This window comes from Methylobacterium symbioticum, assembly GCF_902141845.1.
In the GTDB taxonomy this organism is placed as follows: domain Bacteria; phylum Pseudomonadota; class Alphaproteobacteria; order Rhizobiales; family Beijerinckiaceae; genus Methylobacterium; species Methylobacterium symbioticum.
The window spans coordinates 30,584-49,499 of record NZ_CABFPH010000019.1; the positions used below are offsets into that span (position 1 = coordinate 30,584).

Below are 18,916 nucleotides of genomic sequence, written 5' to 3' on the forward strand. Positions count from 1 at the left end.
AGGCGAGCACGCTCAGCTCGTGTCTTGAGAGGTCGGCGATGGCAGGTGGCCACTTTCGCGCAGGACGGCCTCCGCGCCCTCGACGAGGAGATCGTTCACCTTGCAATCGCGTGCGAGGGCGACCTCTTTCAGGCGCCGTAACGTTGCGGCCGGCAGGTAGACCGACGTGCGCCGCGTAGGTGCCGGAGCACGGCCTGAGGACGGGACGCCACGATGCCCCCCGGTGAGCATCCGATCTTTCGAGTCAGCTTCGATGCCGGTTGATGCTTCGACAAGATCGTCTAAGTCGCTGAGCAGGGAGAGGCGCTTCGAAGGGCGTTGGGTCGGCTTGCTCATCGATGGGTTTGCTCCAAGCGTCGCTCGGTCCAAGCCCACAGGGCGCGGATCTCAGCGGCGGCCTTGCCAGCCGACGCGAACTCGGTGACGCCCTGCCCGCCCAGCAGCGCGTCCTGACAGTCCACGCGCTGCGTCAGTGGAGGCTCTGCGAGATGCCCCCAGCGCCGCAGGCGCGCGGCATAAGCGGCGGTGCGCGCTTGCCCTTGAGTGGGGCACTGCGTGAGCAGGAGCGCCACGCGTCCGGCGAGGCCGATCTGACCGAGCGCGCGAAGCGTGGGCTCGGTCGCCATCAAGTCGAGTAGACTTGGCCGCGCTGGGACGAGAACAAGGCCGGCGGAGCGCATGGCGAGATTGGCCGCGGGGCTTAGGGATCCCGCGGTGTCAAGGATGATGAGGTCGAAACCGCGCCGCTCGAGTGCGGCGAGGATCTTCGGCAACTGCTCGACGCGTTCGAGCCCGAGATGATCGACGGCCGGATCGTCAACCTCGCGCCGGGCGGCCCATGCGGCGAGCGAGCCCTGCGGGTCGAGGTCCAGGGCGGCCACGCGTCGTCCGGCCTGTTGGGCGGCGACAGCCAGATTGACTGCGGTGGTAGTTTTGCCGGTACCGCCCTTCTGTCCGGCGATGGCGACCGTGTCCATCAGCGTCGCCCTCCGCAAGAGGGGGCTATGGCATCAAGGCGCCATGGCGTTTCGGCGTCGCGGTGCCATGGCCTTATGGCATCGCGACGCCATCCCATCGAAGCGCCCCAGCGCCTCGGCATCGCAGCGCCAGAACGCCGTGACGCTACGGCGTTACGATGCTTCGCTCGACGATTCCCGTTTTCTGCGAAAATTCGGCAGCGCGGCTCCTGCCTGCCAAGGATATGATGCGATCTCTTCATCTCAGTCTCCGATCCCGCGACCACCTCGTCCGCCTCGCCCGTTCCGCGAGGACGTGAGGCTTGGCCGGACGCCTTCGTCCTTGCTCATCGCCGCCCCCTTCACGCCCTTGACTGCCCAGGCAGGCACGCTCGGCGGCGGTGTCTCGGTCGAGGAGGCGGGAGGAGGTGCCACGCGCACCGCAGTTCGGCTTGCATCGACGGCGCGCTCGGATGCCGCGAGAAGAGAAGGTTCTGACCGGGGCTGATCCTTCATGGCAGGCAGATCATCATGCTGATCCGAAGCGATTGGCGGCCCGGCCGCGACGTGCTCCCGGATGAGGCTTGGGATCTCGGATTGCGGCTCGGCCCCGCAATCCTGGACCGGATCCAATTCTGATGGATGCAAAGTGGGATTGAGTGAACGTGGCCCTGGTGAACCAGCTCGGACGGAAGCTATTGCCTCGACCTCGGCCGGGGCGGTTGCGCCTGCCGGTGGAAGCAGCTCGCGAGACTCTGATCCAGCGTTGGCTTGGACTGTTTGGGGATCCGCCGCGTGTACCGCCGCTTGAGCCACGCTACGCTCGTCCGGAGGCGACGCGACTGGAGCGGGTTTCGGTGCAGCTGTAGGGGGCGGCGGCGGTGACCGAGAACTGGAGACCTCTGCCTTTGTCCCGATAAGTTCGGGAGCGGCCGGTGTTGCGCCTACCGGCGTCGCTGGCCGATCCGATTTCGGACCGGGGCTGTGTGCCGCCGAGGTTGGTTGCCCGACCGCAGTGTTAGTCGAACCCGTCGCCGGGAGCTGTGACGCAACACTCGCGGCGACTGGCGGCCGCTCGGCCGGACTCGAGGTGGTTGCGGGAGTGGGCGGATGGATCAGAGGCGCACCATTCGACGTGCGCCTATATGCGAGGCCGGAAGCGAGCTCGTGGTAAGGCCGAAGCTGCGACGTTCCCAGACCGCCCAAGACCGCGGGAAAGCCCCCCACGCTCGGAGAGGTCGCTCGAAAGCTGCGACGCGCGGCATCGTCTAACTCACGGCCACGCTGTTTAGCCGCCTGGCTTACGGCATTCGCCCAGGATGACGTAGGTGAGGCTTCCGCCCCTCCAGGGGATTGGGCTGGCGTGTCAAGCGTCGCCGGGACCACAATCGGCGACCGTCCGAGCGAGATCGCAGGGCGTGAGAGCTTCGCGACGGCAGCGTCGTTCCTCCCCGGCTCGACGGCTGTAACTCGATCCCAAAGCGCTACAGCGCTTCGATCGAGGCTTGCTCGAACTTGGTCGCGGAACGTTGAAGCCGGCACTGCTTCGATCGGCAGAACGTACCCAGTCGGACGCTCGACAACTGCATCTGCGTCGCCACCGCCGACCCGAGCCGGACTGCGGGATGCGACGTCAGTGGCCTGAACTCGATCGGCCGCTCCCACATAATGGAGAAGCTCGGCACGCTTCAGCCCAAGTTGCCGACGCAGTTCTACGATCTGCGCGTCGTAGGCTGCGGCCAGACGCTCGTGCCCTTGTTCGAGCCGGTCAAAGAACTCGACCAGTTCGCTCCGGCGGGAGAATCCGAAGCTATGACCTTCCCGGACGGCTGGATCGGTCACCCCCGAGTGTAATGGAGCGGCCTTCGCGGTCTCTCGTTTGCCTTGCGCCTCGTTTGTCGCCAACAAGAGGCGCGGCCGTGAGATCGTCCGCCCGAAGACCAACCGGGCGAGATCGCGCGCGAGTTCCAGCTGACCGATTTCCATGATGAGTTCGAGGCCACGCCTCGTCAGTGCCCGCACATGGTCGGCCGGGCCTTCGATCGTGCCGTAGGCTACAGGTGTCTGTCGCCCGACCTGCATGATCTCGGCCTGGCGACCATTCGCCAGCATCAGGCTGATCGTGATCCCGGTCGCAGCCGCCCGCTCCGTAAGGATGAGGTCAGCCTCGGTGTCCCACTGCTGGCGGGCGAGGTCAGCGCCCGCCGCCGTCAGCCCGCCTTTGCGTTCCTTATTATATTGGCGCGCGGGGATGTGCTTGCCCGGCGTCCGGTCGATGCCGAGCTCTTTGTAGCTCCTCAGATCGACCCGCTTCCCCAGTCCAACCTCGGCTAGAACCGCGTTACAGCACGTACCCCAGTCCGTTCGCAGATCCTTGATCCAAGCGCGCTCGTGACAATCACGATCTTTGCGTTGTCGATGGGGACGCTCGAGAACCGTGGTGCGGTTTGCGCGCCGCTTGGTTCGCGTGATCGCGAAGTCCCAGGTGGGCGCGCCCGTATCCGGGTGCGGAATACGCCGAGCCGGACGGTCGTAGTAAACGATGTGGCAGTGGAAGTTTCGCTGATCGTTGTTGGCATCGGGCGCATGCACGACGGCCCAAAAGGGAAAGCCGCGCTGCTTGAGCTTTTCCGTGAATGCGCAAACGATGGCGTGGCGCGCGTGGCCATCCAGTTCAAACGGAAGCTCTGCGATGATCCGAGTCTGTGTGCGACCGCCACGACCTGGCGCAATGTCGATAGGCGCATGTTCTCCGACCGTCTCCGCCCATCGCCAGAATGCGAAGGCATCCTGCGTCGACAGCTTCAGCTTCAGGGGGGCTGTACGCCTCGCACCCGCCTCTCGTAGTACGGCCTGAACAACCGGTGGCGCCTCATCGATCGCCGCGAGAGCCTGGGTCCACCAACTAGGGTTCTCGCCTGGCTTGACCGTGACACGGTCGCCGGCCGGAGAGCGCTCAGTCGACTCAACGACCTCCCAAAAATGCGCGCGCTGCTCGGCCGTATCCCCGAGAGTACCGAACGAAGAGAGCGTAGTGCCGCCGTGCCGGTCTGCCTCGACCGCGCCCGCCCGCTCAACATAAGCCTGCTGCTCAGCTCCGCCTCGTCCGCCGACGCTACCGCCGATTGCTCGCGGGAGGCGTTCGGCGGCGCCCGGTCGATCAATATACTCCTGATGCGCGCAAGCGTACGATTTGCTCATGCGCCGCCCCGTCTTGGCAGCCCGGATCATCTTCAAGATCGGCGAGGTCTTGGAGATCGCGGTCTGGGACAAGTGGCAGGTCACCGCACCACTCGGCGAGATCGGGCGCTCACGGCTCTCGCGTGTGGCGAAGCGGATTCCCGGCTGCGCGTAGAGCCGATATGCGAGTTCGCGGTCGCGCTCGGTCTGAAGAGTACCAAGACCGTTCGCGGTGCCGCATAGGCGCGTGATTGCCTCGCGCACGAAGCAGTGCGTGCCGGTGATATTGGGCATTGGTGGTGGCCGCCTGAGAAGCAACGCCAAATGTTCAAGGCCAAGCTTAGGCAGGTGCGCTCGATTCGAGCAAGTGGAGTTGGTTTCGGCGCGAATCGAGGCCAGAAATTTAATCAGGCTCTAGGCGACGGCTGCGATTCATTAAGCATCGAACCCTCCAAAGACCGCTCCGGGACGCTTAAAAGGGGGGTGCGTTGTTCTGCCGCATCCTGAGCGTTTGCCTGACCTCAGATCGAATTTGGCAGCTCGTTAACTTCTGTTCGGCCGCCGCCAAACGGCCTCTGCAGAGACGCTCGTTCGATCTCGTAATGCGGGGATGGCCGACGTTCGGCTCTTCGCAAGACGCCTTACTCAGTCTGTTCCATTTGGGAAATCGAAGCCGGCTCGCAGGAGTCGCCTAATTTGGAGCTGCCGCCGGGCTGCTCCGGATTAGGGGAGCTGAGCCCTGTTCCGGTGCGCCTCGGACACGCGAGGCGCACCGGAACGTCTTTTTGGGATCGTCCTTCCCGGGAACGCTGTCCTTCCGGGGTCCTGGTCGGGCTTTGGTTCGCGCGCCCGAGCGAACGGCAAAGCCCGGCCGCCGCCCGTCGGGGCGGCCGTCTCCCGGGGTTCCCTTCCGGGGTTTTAACGGCTGTTCAGGCTACCCGCCGTGGCTGCCCAGCGGGCCGATCCGGAGCACGTGCGGTCCGGCATGAGGCTTGACCGTTCGCTCGTCATCTTGTCGCCTTCACGCATGAGGCGATCGATGAGGTTGGAGACCCGTGGAACCCCTGTCGTACACCCAGATGATCGGGACGGCGTTCGCGGCCGTTCGAATCGAGCTCGGCTTGAGATCACGCACGCGTCAGCCCGACGACCCTTACCCATGGGGCCAGCAGAAGGTCGGCGCTCGCCTGGCCGCACTGAAAAAGGGTATCGCGGGTACGAACGCGAAGGGCGAGGCCCTTATTCGGGAGTTCCTCGAGCGTTCTCAGGTCCTGATGCACAAGCAGATCTCCTACGCGGTCGATCGCGCCGAGGTCGAGACCTTTACGGCAATCATGAACGGGGAGCGTGCTCGCCGCGCGGGTCGCAGGATGCGATCGGCGCAATCCGTAGGTTCGGCGGAGCATCTTTCGCTATCCGGATGCCATTCCGAATGGGGAGCCTGGGACGATCCGGACCCTGAGGAGGACCCTTGGGAACAGGACGACTATGACAGCCCCGACGACGTTCCCAGTCTTGCTGCCATCATGGATGGCACCGACGAGCTGGACGAGGAGGAACCTCGGTTGGATCTGCGGGGGCTGTACGCGCTGGTCGCCGCATCAACGCCCGGTTGGCTGGATGTCGACGCGCCGCCGCCCTGCGTCAGTGCGCGGTTCCCGCTGTGCGGGATGCGCATTGGTGACCAATGGGAGCTAAGCCCTCTCAATATCGGTGAGCTCATGCCGGTGCTCCCGGAGATCGGCGACATCCCTTCGTCTGCGCTGCCAGCCGCTGAGGATGAAGTGCTGACTTGGCTCTTGTCCGATGGGGGAGCTGGCTACCGAGAGCCGATCCAGCAGGCGATCTGGCGCGAGCAGGCGCGACGCCACGTCTGGCCCGATCTCCTCGAATTGTATGGATTGGTTCTGGCAATAGCGCCGGGCGGCCCGGGCGGAACGACGACGCTTGAGGAGGCTGAGGTGAAATTTGCTTACTACAAAGACTGGTGTCGCTTTCCCATTGACCCCGTTTTGCATCCGGTCTGGGAAGAACTCGTCATGCTCCTTCCAGGGCGTCCTTGGCTCGCGTCGGGCGCCGGGCTGCAAGCGGTACCCAAAGGCGACGGCAGCGACGCCTCCGCCTACGAGGACGACGTTCACTACGGCGCGCGGTCGACCTGAGGCAGATGGGCTCGCCGAGCCTCTGTGGCGGCTCCGGTGCAGTGATAGCATCGGAGCCGAGCCGACCATCGGTCCACTGGATACATACCTCGGGCCGATCCGACGAGCTATGCAGGATTTTAGGTGACGGAGGCGGTCAGGCGGCGCGGTGATCTGGGCTCGCGGTGACCTCGGTCCCGTCGCGGAAGATGACGCCGGCCACGACCTTCGGCAACTGGTTTTCGCCCTTCAACCGTCGCCAGGTTTTCGAGGCTGCCATCACCAGCTTGAACACCATCAGCTTGGCGGTCGTGGCCGAGAGTGCACCTTTGGTCCGCACGGTCCGATGCCGCACCGTGGCGAACACGCTCTCGATCGGGTTCGAGCTGCGCAGGTGGTCCCAGTGCTCGGCCGGGAAGTCGTAGAACGCCAGCAGCGCCTCCCGGTCCTTGGTCAGGCAGGTGGCGGCGCGCGGGTACTTGGCCCCGTACTTCTCGACGAAGACAGCCAGCGCCGCCTCGGCCGCCGCCCGGGTCGGCGCACCGTGGATCTCACGCAGATCCACCTTCATCGCGCCCTGAACGGACTTCGGCACCTTGTCGAGGACGTTGGCCGCTTTGTGAACCCAACACCGTTGGTGAGCGGTGCCCGGAAAGACCTCGTCCAGGGCCTGCCAGAAGCCGAGTGCGCCGTCGCCGACCGCGATCTCGGGCGCGATCGACAGCCCACGCCGCTTCACGTCGACGAGCAGCTCGCGCCAGCTCTGGGCGCTCTCGCGCACGCCCACCTGGAAGCCGACGAGTTCTTTCCGGCCCTCGGGCGTCGCCCCGATCAGCACGAGCATGCACTCGGCCTGGTCCTCCATCCGGGCCTGCAGGTAGACGCCGTCGGCCCAGACATAGACGTAGCGGCGTGCGGAGAGATCGCGGCCCTGCCAGCGGGCATACTCGTCCGCCCAGGCCGCGGTCAGCCGGGCAATGACGGCCGGCGAGAGGTTCGGAGCATCCCGACCCAGAAGGGCGGCCAGCGCCTCCTGGAAGTCGCCGGTCGAGACACCGCGTAGGTACAGGACCGGCAGTAACGCATCCAGGCTGCGGGTGCGCCGCGCCCACTTCGGCAGGAGCGTCGAGGTGAACCGAACCCGGTCCTCAGATCCGCTCGCGCCGCGATCTCGGACACGAACCCGCGCCACCGGCACCGGGCCGATGCCGGTCTGGATCGCCCGCTCCGGGCCATGGCCGTGCCGCACCAGCCGCGCGCGTCCGTCCGGAAGCCGCAGATCCTGCATCGCGCTCAGGAACGCGTCCGCCTCCATCTCAACAGCTTGGGCGAGCAGGCGGCGGGCCCCGGCGCGCAGCACCTCGGTCAGGGGATCGTCGAGGTCTTCGGGCTGACGAAGCCGGACGATGTTGGTAGGTGTCTCCATGGCGTATCGCTCTCGCTGAGAGGTTCTGGCAGGCTTCGACACCCGCCTCGATACGCCGCCTTCAACACACCGTCGTCACCCAATCTCCCGCATAGCTCATCCGACCCCGACGACAGGTGATAATTCGACGTCCGGCCATCCAGCCGTACAAGTGGAGATCCCTGAGGCCGACCTCTACGACATGCCCAGAAACGCTAGCGATGGCTACACTGTCTAAAAGGATGACGACGAAGTCGAGGGTTGAGGCGAGCTAAATTCATTATGACATCGCACGCTGCGCTGCCGCGGCGCGCGAGGATGTTGATGACTGCCATCGGACGAAAATCAAACTCCCTACAATTTTGAGTGAGCCTCCCTGGTCCCGGCATTATGAGCTTCGAAAAGGAAAATCCCTTGCAGCACATAACCGCTGATTCAGAATGGCAGACGAAGCTTCTTCGCGCGGTGCGCTCGCCTGAGGAATATCGGATCTATAAGGCAGCCCTTGAATGGGACCTGACCGATCCGATCGTGATTGAGTCACGCAAGGACGTGAAGTCGGAAGCGCAGTGGCGTGACCGGGTCGAGCCGTTCCATCATCAAGTCAGCAACCTGATTACTTTCTGTCGCCGCCTGCCTGTAACGCTGCTCGCGGACGATGTTGGGCTCGGCAAGACGATTAGTGCGGGCTTAGTGATGAGTGAGCTCATCGCGCGTTCACGGCTGTCGCGGTCCCTGATCGTCTGCCCCAAACTCCTTGGACCACAGTGGAAGGAGGAACTGGAAACGAAGTTCGATATTCCGGCCGAGGTCGCAACGGGCCGTGACCTGCTGAGCGCGAACCCGGACGGCGTCGGCGCGATCATCACAACGTACAATTCAGCGCGACTTTACTTGGAGAAACTTCCTGCCGATCGCTTCGAGCTGCTGATCCTCGACGAGGCACACAAGCTACGAAATCTCTACGGTACACCGGAGCCGCCCAAAGTGGCGCAGGTCATTCGGAGTTCCTTAGCGGCGCGGCGGTTCCGGTTCGTGCTGATGCTGACAGCCACGCCGATCCAGAATCGGCTTTGGGACCTCTATTCGCTAGTCGATCTGCTCACCGTGGCGAGAGGACACGAGAACCCGTTCGGCAACGAAGGCCAGTTTGCCCGGCGCTTCATCGCAGGTGACCGAGAGCAGGCACGCCAGCTGAAGCCGGAGGCGGCCGAGGCGTTCCGGTCGATCGTCTATGGTTACATGTCTCGGGTGCGTCGCGGCGACGCCAAGCTCCATTTCCCCGACCGCAAAGTGCAGCTGCACCGGGTGCAGCCGACACCAGCCGAGCTCGAACTGATCGCAATCGTCGCCAAGGGTATCGAGAAGCTCAATCGTCTGGCGCAGATCGGCATCCTCCAGGCGCTGACAAGTAGCCCGCACGCGCTCAGCGCCCAGCTCGATAACATGGAGCGCAACGGCACGATTGGGCCCGATTTCGCGGGCGCGGTGCGGTCAGTCGTGCGGGGCATGACGACGAGCGCGAAGCTAGATGGCCTCGGACGACTGATCACCCAATTGAAACACGAGAATCCGGACAGCTGGCGGCTCGTCGTCTTCACGGGACGGCGGGAGACTCAGACCACCATCCAGGAGTTTCTGGAGGGACACGGCCTGACGGTGGGGATTATCAACGGCACGTCTGGTGCGCGCAACCAGGAGACAATCGGACGCTTCCGCGCCAATCCGCCCGGCTACCGCGTCATCGTTTCGACCGAGGCTGGGTCAGAGGGCGTGAACCTGCAGGTCGCCAATGTGCTGGTGAACTACGACCTACCCTGGAACCCGATGATCGTGGAACAACGCATCGGCCGGGTACAACGGCTTGCATCCCAGCACGCCCATGTCAGCATTCTGAATGTCACGCTGCAGGGGACTTTCGAGGAGTACATTGTCGGGCGGCTCATGGAGAAGCTGCAAATGTCGACGAGCGCCATAGGCGACATCGAATCTCTGCTGGAAGGCTCCGTGGGGGGCGAGGATGGCGCCGCGGGCTTCGAAGAACGGATCCGCGAACTTGTGGTGGCAGCGCTCAAGGGCGCGGACGTCAAAGCAAGCGTGGCAATGGCCGAGCAGAGCATCGCGGCGGCTAAGCAGGCGCTCCTAGAGGAAGAAAAACGCATCGATGCGATGCTCGGGGACACGGATGGCCAGGGCTATGTCGGGCCGCAGGCACCAAGCCTGCCGCCGCAGACGCGCTCGATGGAGTACCAGCCCTTTGCTCTTGGCGCTCTGGGCCAGCTCGGCGCGCGGGTCACGCCGTTGGCCAACCGTCTGTTCGCGGTTGAGGATGAGGGCGGCCAGGAAGTGATCCGCTTCGAGCGCGACGCGATGAGCGGGACGCGGTCCTCGCTTTACCAGCCGGGGTCGCCTGCCTTCAGCCGGATGGTACAGCGGATGGTGGTCAGCGGCCGCTATGCGGTCCGTGACCTCGACGAGGATCCGCGGCGTGGGGCAGATGCAGCGGCGAGACAATGGGTCGAAAGCTTCGGGGGGACTCTGGTCGGCACGGAAAGCGCGGCCGCGCGCCGCTGGTTCGAAGGGGTTATCCTGGTTCGTGTACGGGCGACCGTTGCGCACGACGCCTACGAGCGGCTGATCGAGGTGCGTTGTGCACCGCGCAATCGGGCAAAGTTCTCATTTACCCGTGATGCTTTAGCTCCGCTCCCTCTGGTTCTCGATGCAGCCTCCGATGCGTTGGGGCTTAGCATCGACCAAGTCATGGAGGCGGCCCGTCAGGACCCGGGCATCGCGGAGTTCACGCGCTTCTACCTGGAACGGCGCGGACAGGAGATGGCCTCGGCGGGCCAGGATGCCCGAAAGCGTGCCAAGATGGAGGAGGATTTTACACCGCGCCTGTCGTTCGTGCTGGCAGGCGCGGAAGGCGCTGTTCTCCGGGACGTGCAGCTGCGGGTCAGCTACCGGGTCGGCGACGGCGGCTATGCAGATGAGCTGACGATCGTCCCCTCCTCTAGCCACATTTTAGCGGCGCCGGCACTGGTATCATGCGGCCCTAATCAGCAGGCCTTACCGGAGACCTGCCTCGATGCATGCGCGATCAGCGGGAAGCGGGAACTGCGGCATCGCTTGGTGGTGTCGGAACTTAATGGACGTCGGGCGCTGCCTGAGTTCGTGGTCCGGTGTGCGCTGACAAATCGCTGCCTCCTGACCGATGAGGTCGAGCGGTCGGCCATGACTGGCAAACTCGTAGGACGTGACCATCTCAAAACATCAGCAGTCAGCGGCAAGCATGCAGAGGCCAACTATTTCGGGCGCTGCGTCTTCTCGGGCGACGAAGCGTTGCGAAGCGAGCTCCGGACGAGTGATCTGTCAGGCAAGCTGTTCCGAGAGGATCGGGCCGCGTCGTCGGCCGTATCCGGGCGCATTGGCCATCAGGACGAATTCGTGGCCTGCCACCAGTCGCAAGCCCTCCTCGCCCCGAGCGAGGGCGAACGGTGCGGGGTGACGGGACATCTGGTTCGTCCCGGTATCCTGGAGTCCTGCGCAGCCACGGGAACTCGCGCCCTTCCATCGGAGCTTGACCGTTGCGTCGTTACGGGACACCGGGCGTTAAAGCGTCTCCTCGTGCCGAGTAGCGTTTCTGGAGCGCTGATGCTGGAGGAGAAAGCCGTGCGGGCCGCGCATGGAGTATATTGTCTACCTGCTGAAGCCCAAACGTGTGGCTGGAGTGGACAATCTGTGCACCCAGAGGATGTTAGGATCTGTGCGCTTACCGGAATCGGGATCCTCTACACGTTCGCAACGAATGCTGCTCCACCGCGTCTTGCGCCACTGGTTGCCCTGCTCGACGGCGTCAACCGTGCCACTGATCGGCAAGATGTGTGGGTCATGGCGGCAGCTCAGGAGGCGGCGGCTCTTCGCAAGGGTAAATGCCGGATCGAAGCCGGTGTCGCGTCACCGAACGGGCTACGTGTCGCCATGGCGTCTGAGGTCCGCACGCTATTAGGCCTGAAATCGCGCCAAGCGGGATTCATCTACGAGCCCTCCACCAACCAGATCCAGGGTCGGGTAGCGCTGGGAAAGCGGGGTACTACCGGCTGGTCCGCAGATGATGTGAATCAGTAGCTGGAAGCGCGCGTGAGTAAGCCAGCCGCGATGGTCCAATTCTAGTTAGGCATTGCAGGCCGGCTTCCGACTCGAAGCCGAACAAGCAACATGCGAATTGCTAACCCCTTGCGGACATTTGACCCGTTTCACCTGAAGATTCGGACAAGGTGGAGAGTGAAATTCTGGGTCGTGGTCGAGAGAAGACGTTCAAGTCGGTAGAAATCGGTCTGATTTGAGTGCACCCCAATCGGACCGTGCCATCCAGTAGGCTGCATCTCGTTCTATCGCTCAGATCGCAGATACAGATTGGCCGGTTTAACGAAGTGTTTTCTGCAGTAACACATTCCGACGCCGCGAGTTAGGCAACGTTTATTGCCGCAAATCCAAAAATTTAGCCGTGCGGTCATGAGGCTTGCTACCTCGTAGCCATACTCGCCTCCAGACACTATTCCACAACTTTCTCGCAAGATGCTACTCGTAAAGTTAGCAGCTCGTCCGATAATCCATCATAGTGTTAGATCGTGCCGTCGCGCGCTCGGCGTGGCCTCGCTGGGATGCGCCATGAGCGTTGCGGATGCATTTCGAAGCTTTCTTGGCAATATCAAGATTACGAACGGCCTGACGATCTCGGCACGTTACGGCGAGATCACGGCTGCGCTGAATAAGAAATTCCGGGACACTGAGTCAAAAATTGCAAACAGTCTGCAGGTCGGCTCCTATGGTCGTCATACGGCCATCAAAGGCGTTTCCGATCTCGACATGCTCTATATCATGCCGGCTAAAACATGGAATGACTATAAGGACGGCGGTCAGTATCGGCTTCTCTCTGACTGCGCAGCAGCCATAAAGGCCCGCTATCCTTCCACGACAGTCAAAGTCGATCGCCTCGTGGTACGTGTGCTCTATTCGAACTTCCATATCGAGGTTCAGCCTGTTTTCGAGCAGAGTGATAACTCTTACAAATATCCAGATAGCTACAAGGATGGAAGTTGGAAAATTACTAAGCCGCGAGATGAGCTCAAGGCTATGATGGAATTCAACGCCCAGAAGAATGACAACCTTCGTCGGCTGGCTCGGATGGCACGCGCTTGGAAAAATAAGCATGGCGTTGCGATGGGCGGGTTGCTGATAGACACTCTCGCCTACAACTTTCTAAAGCAGATGGGGTGGATGGCTCCCGCTCCGACTGACGGCATCTCGATGCCAAGATGTGGTTGCTGTCAAAGCAGCAGCCACGCTCATGCAGGAGCCATCCCCATGGAGATCACCACCGTCGGCATCGATCTGGCCAAAAGCATCTTTCAGGTTCACGCCGTCGATGCAGTTGGGCACGTCGTCGTGCGCAAGGCCTTGAGGCGGGCGCAGGTCGTGCCGTTCTTCGCCAAGCTGCCGCGCTGCCTGGTCGGCATGGAGGCGTGCGGCACGGCGCACCACTGGGCCCGGGAGCTCATGAGCCTCGGCCACGACGTGCGGCTGATGCCGCCGGCTTACGTGAAGCCGTACGTCAAGCGCGGCAAAACCGATGCGAACGATGCCGCAGCCATCTGTGAGGCGGTGACGCGCCCGAGCATGCGGTTCGTGCCGGTGAAGTCGACCGACCAGCAGGCGGCGCTGGCGCTGCACCGGACGCGCGATCTGCTGGTCAAGCAACGCACGCAGTTGGTGAACATGATCCGCGGCCTGCTCGCCGAGTTCGGGATCGAGATGGCGCGGGGCTTGCGGCACGCGCTCGAACTGGCGGCCCGGGTCTCGGCCGGAGACGCGGCCGAGGTGCCGCCGCTCGCCCAGCGCGTGGTGACCGGGCTGGCCGACCAGATCGGTGCCGTGCAGATCCAGCTCACCCGGCTGGAGAAGGAGTTGCTGGCCTGGCATCGGGACAGCGACCTGTCGCAGCGGCTTGCGACGATCCCGGGTGTCGGCATCGTCTCGGCGACCGCGCTGGCCGCCTCGGTGAGCGAGCCCGAGCGCTTCCGCTCCGGTCGGCAGTTCGCCGCCTCGTTAGGGCTGACGCCGCTTCAGAACTGCAGCGGCGGCAAGGAGCGCCTGGGCCGGATCTCACGCATGGGCGACCGCTACCTGCGTCGCCTGCTCGTGGTCGGCATGACCTCTCTGATCCGGCGCGCGAAGGCGACGCCGACCTCGGTCGACCCGCGGCTGCCGGCACTGCTGCAGCGCAAGCCGGTGCGCGTGGTGACCGTTGCGGCGGCCAATCGCACGGCGCGGGTCGCCTGGGCGATCATGACCCGCGGCGGCACCTACCGCGCACCCCTGGCCGCGGCCGCCTGACAGCACGGCAAGGAGACTTTTCCAGGTTGCGAGGACGATGAGAGTTGATGGCGAACCGGTCAGCCCGGGAGCCGGGACACCCCGCCGCTAGTCCAGGGCGTGATAGCCCGCAAAGCAGAGTGGGACCCAGCTCGCGGATACCATCAGGGCCAGCGGTCACATGAACGACTGCATCAACAGGCCGGACACAAGACTGCACCCGACCAACGCGTCAGAAGCTCAATTCGCCGCTTGCAATGCGGGAGCCATCCACACAAGACTGACGCTTACGACGGAAAGAGCTACCTATATTACGACTGGATGAGCCGAGATTTCTTTGCATTTCTCAAGGATCAGCCGAAGCAAGATTATTACGCCGCACTGGGGAGCGGCCAGCGTGTCAAGGTAAAGAAGGATTTTCGCAGAAAGGCAGGGAAGGCGTACGATCTTTGCTTGAAAGCGATCGAGGCGGAAACACAGGATTACCGCAACGACCGCTGGCGCAAAGTTTTCGGATCGAACTTCCCGCCCAGACCCGTTGCAACCACGGCTGCGGACTCGGCTTTCGAGTCCGCTCTCAAGTCTGGGGGCTACGAGGCTCGAAACACCGAACGCTTTATCGAGGACATGTACCCAATCGATATCCGCTTCGATATCGAACTGGAGTGCGAGGTGAAGCAGGATGGCTTTCGCCCATCCCTCCTACGCAGCTTGCTTGCCGCGAGCCGCGTTCTCCAGGCGAAGAAGGACTTGAAATTCTTCGTCACTGATACCGACGTACCTCCGCCTTTCACGTTGCTGTGGAAGGTGCTCAATAGAGGTCCCACGGCCGTGAGACGTGATTGTATCCGAGGCGAGATCGTACCGGATGACGGCCGTCTGGAGAAGATAGAAAGGACCAACTTTCGGGGCGACCATATTGTAGAATGCTACGCCGTGAAAGACGGCGTCGTCGTCGCCAAAGATCGCATTCACGTTCCCATAACCGAGTAGGATATCCGGTGGACAGAGCTGGTCTTCTTAAGGCGATAGCCAACACCGGCTACAACGTAGGGTTCGGCGCGAAGAAGCATTTTGCAACCTTCGATCTTGTCGAGAAAGTGCCGGGTTGGATCGGCTTCATATCAAGCGCGGTCGGAATATTTGCGCTGGTTTGGGAGCCCCTCTCCGCAAAGGTACCCTCAGCGTGCTTGGCCGTGCTTGGACTGTGCAACGTCTATATCGCAGCCTATCGAAGTAAAGAATATGATGAGGTTGGCCGGAAGCTGACCCAAATTTACAACCAGCTTCGAGATTTATATTATGAAGTCCAAGGTGGTTCTGACGTGGAGCAAAGCCACGCTCGCCTCGCAGAACTCGAGAGCAGTTTCTATGCTGCATCAATCAGCAAGCAGATACTCTTTTCCGATTGGTTCACACACTACAAGTTTTTCGCACAGCAAGAGAGAGCATGGATTAACGAGCAGCGAAAATTTACTTGGAAGGATATGGTGCCTCTTTCGCTGAGAATCGCTCTTGTAATTTTTTCTTTGGCTCTGCCTGCCGGGTTGTACCTCTTGGCGCACAAATAGTCACGTCGCTTTCTTCACTTAATTCGGGCAGTTCGGTTGGAATCTTATTGTCCACCGTGATCTACAATCTATTCTATATACTGTCAGAGGCCATTCGAAACGGACTTTCTCAAGTAAGCTATTCATAGAGAGCCGGCGCTGTGGAATGCCCCGAGGTGGACGTCGTGAGGGTCCGTATCAGGTCCAGAGCGGCGGTTCGGCGCCTGCCGACGGAAGGTCGGCTTACGGCGCTTTGCGGATCCGCCGCCGATTTCTACAGGCTGTGGAGCGCTTAAAACCGAGCGTTGACCAGGGTCCAATCCGATGGTCCATTTCCTAGGTCCGATGCCGCTCAAGACGGGTGATCGGGGGCTTAACCCCTTGATGTCGTACCCCTTCGGTTTTGGCTGAGAATCCTGGCGCCCCAGCCAAGCCTCCTAAGTCTCTGATCTCGCTCGTATCTCCCCTCACGACGCTTGGATAGCGCTGAACCCGATCCTTGCCCACCCGCCATCCGGCCGCCTGCAGCAGCGCGGTGACGCGGCGGTCGCCGTAGCGCCCGGACTCGGACGCCAGACTGATGATGGCGCGGGTCAGCACATCCTTATCGGCCGGCACGGTGGGCACGTAGCGCTGTGGGCCCCGATGCTGGCCGACGATCCGACAGGCGTGACGTTCCGAGAGGCCGTACTTCTTCCGGATGTCGTCGACCGCCTGCCGGCGTCGCTCGGGGGCTACAAGTTTCCGGAGGCGATGTCCGCCAGCACCTGCTTCTCCAGAGACAGGTCTGCCACGAGCCGCCGCAGCCGGACGTTCTCGCGCTCCAGGTCTTTCATCTTCCGAGCCTGATCGACTTGGAGGCCGCCGTACGCCTTGCACGCCAGCGCCAAGCTCTTGCCCCGCGCTGTCTGCACTTCGATCTGGCGCAGCTTCAGCTCCACCTGCTCCGCGCTCGTCTTCTGACCTCGCCGCATCTCCGACTCCTTCCGTCCTGGCTGATCCTCTCAATCAGCTCGGTCCAAAGCCAGCCGGTCAGGTCGCTCGACCCTCTCAGACTCTTCGCGCCGACACCATTGGCACGGAATATTCGGCTTGGCGGCCGCAACTTTCAAATATCCTACGACATCAAAGCAGGGCGCCCCTCGCTATGAAGTAGTATTGCCTGACATTTGCGTGTCCTTGCGGTCTTGGTCCCGCACTAGCCAGTGCACGGCCCCGAGGGCAATGACGGCGGCTGCCAATCCGATGATGGTCAGGGGCTCGGTCTTGCTTGCATCCAGGATGATGAACTTGCGAGCGAGCGCCAGCAGGGCGATCAGGATGACGGTGCGCAGTTGGATGATGCTCTCCTGACGGTGCAGCACGCTCAGGATCGAGTGGTTGAACTCCAGGGCAATCAGCACCGTGAAGATCATTCCGAACACGGCCTGGAACACGCTGTGCTCGGCCGGGTCGAGTAAGCCGAAGATGACGAGGAGCACCACGCGGAAGCAGAGATTGATTACGGCCGCGACGATGATCAGCCCGATGAGGCCGGTCAGCACCACGACGACGACTTCCTCGAAGCGCTCGTAGAGGCTCAGGCCTGGCCAAGCCTTGCGCGTGTCCCGCAGCGTGTCTGCCGCAGCCGAGACGTGCCGGGAGAAGAATGCTGGGCCCTTATTCCGCTGCGCTTCGGTCGCTTCGATCCTGGGTTCATCCACTTTTCCGGCTCCCACCTGCTCCTGCAACGCTCAGGGCCTTCCGTTCGCGCTACGCCGGGCTTCGCCCACACGCCTCTTGCCGCCAGATGGAGGCTTCTGGGGCCTGTGCGTGCCAGCCCTGTGGATCCGATGTCGTCTCGGGGCCGGTCGCCGTCTCATTGCCCCTCCGAGAAAGCTTCGGCTTGCCGTCGGCGTCCAGCAAGCGAAGAAGGTGCACCGGCCCATAGTATGCCCCCTCGCGAAGCCGCGGGTAGCGGAGGTCGAGCAGTCCCTGGAAGGCCAGGGGTGCCGACATGACGATCAGCCCCCCCGCGGCGATGCTCGCGAGCACGAAGCTGGTCAGCATGGCTGCGCTGCCCGGCACGAATGATCATGAGGCGATATCCGGCGAGCCTTGCCTCTCCTGAGTCCCGCTGCCGCGAGTACGACAGCTGCTGCCCCAACGACTACGTGCGCACAGCTCGTTGCTGACCGGCCGCCCCAAGCGAAAAGCCAGGGCGCCGCCAGAAGCCAGGCACCCACGACGGCTTGGCCCCGTGCCTTCCAGGCGCGAAAGGCTATGGCGGCCGAGAAGCCCAGCCGTATCACCAAGGCGCCTCCGAACACCCTGTTCCAGACCACCAGCGCATCGACAGCCTCATTAAGTACCCACGGCGTCGTGGTCAGCATAAGCCCCAGACACCCGCTAAACATGCTGGACGCGGCGCGTCGTTCCTGCCGATTTTCTTCCACTCTGACCCTCCTTCTGTGAAGGGAAGGTCGACGAAGACTGGTCTAACCATCCGCGCAGGTCCAGGCGGCACCTGCGACTTCCCTCAGCGGATCTTCCTGAGCACCCAGGCTCAGGCAGCTAGTTCCGCCACCTCGTACAGGCGCGGAGCGCACGCGGCCGGCGCGAATGGCTTAGGCCGCCACTGCTCTTCAAGGCACAGCAGGGCAGCCTTGACCTCGTCGAGACGAGAAGGCTCGCCCTCCGGCATGCCCTCGGCAGAGGCCAATTCCTTGAGGTACTCGTCCCATGCCCATCGACGTAGGATCTCGCGCTTGCACCCGTTCATCAGCCGCGGGTGATTCAGGACATCTCGCGGCGTCGCGAAGACAGCGGCCGGGTTCACCAGGGCGCGCTCCAGATCCGGCAGGCCTCCTCTCTCATGCGATCCCTCGACCTGGGCATCCACAGCCTGCCGCCGAGGCGCAGCCTTGATCGCCCGCCCACTGGGAGGAGCAGGACGCCTGTTCCACTGCCACGGCGGCACAAGGGTCACCGAAGCCGGCCGTGCGGGTTCCGGCTCGATGCCGTAGTCCAGCCCCTGGCGCTCCGCGTAGGCGATGGCCTCCGCCCGGGTGGCGAAGGTGAGCCGAACCTCGGTTGCCAGCGTATCGCTGCCGCCTGTCCAGCCCATCAAGTCATCGATCTCAGGCGGTGTGCTGCGTTCGAAGACGAGGATCCACTCGTCCGCGTGAGCGCGGCCCGCTGTTCCGACGGGCCGCCCACGACGCCGGATGACGGCTCGCCTACCGGCGAGCCATGGCGGCGCCACGACCGATGCCGGCGGATTGTTATGTCCGATGCCAATCACATGATCCTGCATGGTTGCCTCCAAATCCG

13 protein-coding genes and 2 pseudogenes are annotated in these 18,916 nt (G+C 63.0%); 6 read left to right on the plus strand and 9 right to left on the minus strand.

Going from position 1 to position 18,916, the window contains the following annotated elements:
- Positions 1-12 precede the first annotated feature (12 nt).
- From MET9862_RS09110 to MET9862_RS09120, 3 genes are all read right to left on the minus strand, one after another.
- A complete protein-coding gene (locus MET9862_RS09110) occupies positions 13-336 on the minus strand; it encodes a hypothetical protein (RefSeq protein ID WP_123834324.1) in 324 nt (107 codons plus the stop codon).
- Entirely contained in the window at positions 333-977 is a 645-nt protein-coding gene (locus tag MET9862_RS09115) for an AAA family ATPase (protein ID WP_024830192.1), read from the minus strand. The genes MET9862_RS09110 and MET9862_RS09115 overlap by 4 nt, the downstream gene beginning before the upstream one ends.
- Before the next feature lie 243 nt (positions 978-1,220).
- Positions 1,221-4,430, minus strand: a complete 3,210-nt coding sequence (locus tag MET9862_RS09120; protein WP_099956650.1) for a MobA/MobL family protein — start codon at positions 4,428-4,430, stop codon at positions 1,221-1,223.
- A gap of 761 nt (positions 4,431-5,191) precedes the next feature.
- Between MET9862_RS09120 and MET9862_RS09125 the strand changes: the two genes are divergently transcribed.
- Positions 5,192-6,298: a thioredoxin domain-containing protein gene (locus MET9862_RS09125; RefSeq protein ID WP_024830196.1), complete on the plus strand. Its 1,107-nt coding sequence runs from the start codon at positions 5,192-5,194 to the stop codon at positions 6,296-6,298.
- A 136-nt stretch (positions 6,299-6,434) separates the two neighbouring features.
- Here MET9862_RS09125 and MET9862_RS09130 read toward each other — a convergent pair whose 3' ends face one another.
- Positions 6,435-7,703, minus strand: a complete 1,269-nt coding sequence (locus MET9862_RS09130) for an IS256-like element ISMex3 family transposase (protein ID WP_009867550.1) — start codon at positions 7,701-7,703, stop codon at positions 6,435-6,437.
- 369 nt (positions 7,704-8,072) lie between these two features.
- Between MET9862_RS09130 and MET9862_RS09135 the strand changes: the two genes are divergently transcribed.
- The 5 genes and pseudogenes from MET9862_RS09135 to MET9862_RS09150 all read left to right on the plus strand — a co-directional run bounded on the left by MET9862_RS09135 (position 8,073) and on the right by MET9862_RS09150 (position 15,625).
- Positions 8,073-11,807, plus strand: a complete 3,735-nt coding sequence (locus MET9862_RS09135; protein WP_051475892.1) for a DEAD/DEAH box helicase — start codon at positions 8,073-8,075, stop codon at positions 11,805-11,807.
- A 543-nt stretch (positions 11,808-12,350) separates the two neighbouring features.
- Positions 12,351-12,818: pseudogene (locus MET9862_RS29995) on the plus strand (SMODS domain-containing nucleotidyltransferase); the annotation flags it as partial.
- Positions 12,819-13,046: 228 nt separating this feature from the next.
- On the plus strand, positions 13,047-14,075 hold the full coding sequence (locus MET9862_RS30000) for an IS110 family RNA-guided transposase (RefSeq protein ID WP_142582719.1): 1,029 nt from the start codon (positions 13,047-13,049) through the stop codon (positions 14,073-14,075).
- A 300-nt stretch (positions 14,076-14,375) separates the two neighbouring features.
- Entirely contained in the window at positions 14,376-15,047 is a 672-nt protein-coding gene (locus MET9862_RS09145) for a nucleotide-binding domain-containing protein (protein ID WP_123834322.1), read from the plus strand.
- An 8-nt stretch (positions 15,048-15,055) separates the two neighbouring features.
- Positions 15,056-15,625, plus strand: coding sequence for an SLATT domain-containing protein (locus tag MET9862_RS09150; RefSeq protein ID WP_099954284.1), 570 nt, complete (start codon positions 15,056-15,058; stop codon positions 15,623-15,625).
- 462 nt (positions 15,626-16,087) lie between these two features.
- Here MET9862_RS09150 and MET9862_RS09155 read toward each other — a convergent pair.
- The 5 genes and pseudogenes from MET9862_RS09155 to MET9862_RS09175 all read right to left on the minus strand — a co-directional run.
- Positions 16,088-16,578 (minus strand): annotated as a pseudogene (locus MET9862_RS09155) (IS3 family transposase); the annotation flags it as partial.
- Positions 16,579-16,749: 171 nt separating this feature from the next.
- Positions 16,750-17,217: a phosphate-starvation-inducible PsiE family protein gene (locus MET9862_RS09160; RefSeq protein WP_185156810.1), complete on the minus strand. Its 468-nt coding sequence runs from the start codon at positions 17,215-17,217 to the stop codon at positions 16,750-16,752.
- A 139-nt stretch (positions 17,218-17,356) separates the two neighbouring features.
- Complete coding sequence (locus MET9862_RS09165; RefSeq protein WP_142582699.1) at positions 17,357-17,653, minus strand: hypothetical protein; 297 nt, start codon at positions 17,651-17,653, stop codon at positions 17,357-17,359.
- Entirely contained in the window at positions 17,647-18,000 is a 354-nt protein-coding gene (locus MET9862_RS30610; RefSeq protein ID WP_368773568.1) for an SPW repeat domain-containing protein, read from the minus strand. Before MET9862_RS30610 ends, MET9862_RS09165 begins: the two co-directional genes overlap by 7 nt.
- 149 nt (positions 18,001-18,149) lie before the next feature.
- A complete protein-coding gene (locus MET9862_RS09175; RefSeq protein WP_142582701.1) occupies positions 18,150-18,899 on the minus strand; it encodes an NADH dehydrogenase ubiquinone Fe-S protein 4 in 750 nt (249 codons plus the stop codon).
- Positions 18,900-18,916 lie beyond the last annotated feature (17 nt).

What these genes read in the sequence shown, in the direction of transcription:
- MET9862_RS09175 (WP_142582701.1), bottom strand. Translation starts at nt 18,899, where the DNA reads ATGCAGGATCATGTGATTGGCATCGGACATAACAATCCGCCGGCATCG.
- MET9862_RS09120 (WP_099956650.1), bottom strand. Translation starts at nt 4,430, where the DNA reads ATGCCCAATATCACCGGCACGCACTGCTTCGTGCGCGAGGCAATCACG.
- MET9862_RS09135 (WP_051475892.1), top strand. Translation starts at nt 8,073, where the DNA reads ATGAGCTTCGAAAAGGAAAATCCCTTGCAGCACATAACCGCTGATTCA.
- MET9862_RS30610 (WP_368773568.1), bottom strand. Translation starts at nt 18,000, where the DNA reads ATGTTTAGCGGGTGTCTGGGGCTTATGCTGACCACGACGCCGTGGGTA.
- MET9862_RS09145 (WP_123834322.1), top strand. Translation starts at nt 14,376, where the DNA reads ATGAGCCGAGATTTCTTTGCATTTCTCAAGGATCAGCCGAAGCAAGAT.
- MET9862_RS09115 (WP_024830192.1), bottom strand. Translation starts at nt 977, where the DNA reads ATGGACACGGTCGCCATCGCCGGACAGAAGGGCGGTACCGGCAAAACT.
- MET9862_RS09110 (WP_123834324.1), bottom strand. Translation starts at nt 336, where the DNA reads ATGAGCAAGCCGACCCAACGCCCTTCGAAGCGCCTCTCCCTGCTCAGC.
- MET9862_RS30000 (WP_142582719.1), top strand. Translation starts at nt 13,047, where the DNA reads ATGGAGATCACCACCGTCGGCATCGATCTGGCCAAAAGCATCTTTCAG.
- MET9862_RS09130 (WP_009867550.1), bottom strand. Translation starts at nt 7,703, where the DNA reads ATGGAGACACCTACCAACATCGTCCGGCTTCGTCAGCCCGAAGACCTC.
- MET9862_RS09165 (WP_142582699.1), bottom strand. Translation starts at nt 17,653, where the DNA reads ATGCTGACCAGCTTCGTGCTCGCGAGCATCGCCGCGGGGGGGCTGATC.